The sequence below is a fragment of the Streptococcus sp. GMD4S genome, assembly GCF_000296955.1.
The window spans coordinates 1-917 of the sequence record NZ_AJRE01000299.1; the positions used below are offsets into that span (position 1 = coordinate 1).

1 protein-coding gene is annotated in these 917 nt (G+C 39.7%); it reads left to right on the forward strand.

The window, feature by feature from the left end:
• Window positions 1–156 precede the first annotated feature (156 nt).
• Window positions 157–663, forward strand: coding sequence for a dihydrofolate reductase (locus GMD4S_RS09480; RefSeq protein ID WP_000162314.1), 507 nt, complete (start codon window positions 157–159; stop codon window positions 661–663).
• Window positions 664–917: the final 254 nt, after the last annotated feature.

Sequence of the window (917 nt, forward strand, 5' to 3'; positions counted from 1 at the left end):
AAAAAATCGAATCAGAAGCAAAAAAATATATGTCCTAGGGACGATAGGAGCAGGCTGAATGAAGCCTGCTCCTTTTCTCTCTTTTGCGCGCGTTTCAAAACAGCCTTTTTGGGAGAATTTTGATAAAATAGTAGTATCAATAAAAAGGACGGAAGCATGACAAAGAAAATCATAGCCATTTGGGCCCAAGATGAAAAAGGTGTGATTGGGAAAGAAAATCGTCTCCCTTGGCATTTGCCAGCAGAGTTGCAACATTTTAAGGAAACAACTTTAAATCATGCTATACTGATGGGTCGAGTGACCTTTGATGGCATGGGACGTCGTCTGCTTCCAAAACGGCAAACCTTGATTTTAACGCGCAATAGCGAAGAAGTCATAGATGGGGCGCTCGTATTTCAAGATGTGGAGTCTGTTTTAGCGTGGTATCAGAGTCAGGGAAAAAATCTCTATATCATTGGCGGAAAACAGATTTTTCAGGCTTTTGAGCCCTATTTAGATGAAATCATCGTGACACAGATTCATGCTCAGGTGGAGGGAGACACCTATTTCCCTGAGGATTTTGACTTGTCTCTTTTTGAGACAGTCGCAAGCAAATCTTATGAGCGAGATGAGAAAAACAACTATGATTTCACCATCCAATACCGAAAGAGAAAGGAAGTCTAATGGAGCGCAGTATATTTGGATTTTTTACAGCTTTTTTGTGTGTGATCTGTATTTTGACTGGAGCACAGGCTTTTCGTAAGAAGCGCTATGGACTGTCTGCCTTACTCTGGTTGAATGCTTTTACCAATCTGGTCAATAGTGTCCACGCTTTTTATATGACCTTATTTTAGATAGAATGATAAATTAGAATGGAAGGAAATCATGCCTACAAATAGGAAAAATGATATGATGGTTTATTGCTCATTTTGTGGCAA

Coding starts and splice junctions, on each gene's coding strand:
- GMD4S_RS09480 (WP_000162314.1), top strand. CDS start 157: ATGACAAAGAAAATCATAGCCATTTGGGCCCAAGATGAAAAAGGTGTG.